We start from the raw sequence: 254 nt of genomic DNA, 5'->3' as shown, positions 1-254 counted from the left end.
TTAATAGTTTTATTTGCGTATTTTATTTCTAATGGCTTTTTGTCGTAATTATGATGCATTAGATAATCTAAATCATGTAATGCTCCATATCCATTTGGTAAAACGTTTGCCATTGCTGGACCATTCATCATAGAGTTGAAAACATCAGGTAAAATGGCAAATCCAATGGTTGAAACTCCAACACTGGAATTAATTCCTTTGGAAACCTCTTTAACAATATATGCCATATCTAAAAAAGTACCACTACCTGTTCC

Annotated in this window: 1 protein-coding gene; it reads right to left on the bottom strand. The window is 32.3% G+C overall.

What is annotated here, in order from left to right; translation table 11 throughout:
• The coding region (locus tag IEQ44_RS18710) for a tubulin-like doman-containing protein (protein ID WP_193639453.1) at positions 1 to 254 on the bottom strand (254 nt) is incomplete at both ends.

The sequence above is a fragment of the Nocardioides malaquae genome (genome assembly GCF_015070385.1).
Classification (GTDB): domain Bacteria; phylum Actinomycetota; class Actinomycetes; order Propionibacteriales; family Nocardioidaceae; genus Nocardioides; species Nocardioides malaquae.
Note: the sequence above shows the minus strand (reverse complement) of the source record. Positions and strands in the feature narration are given on the sequence as shown.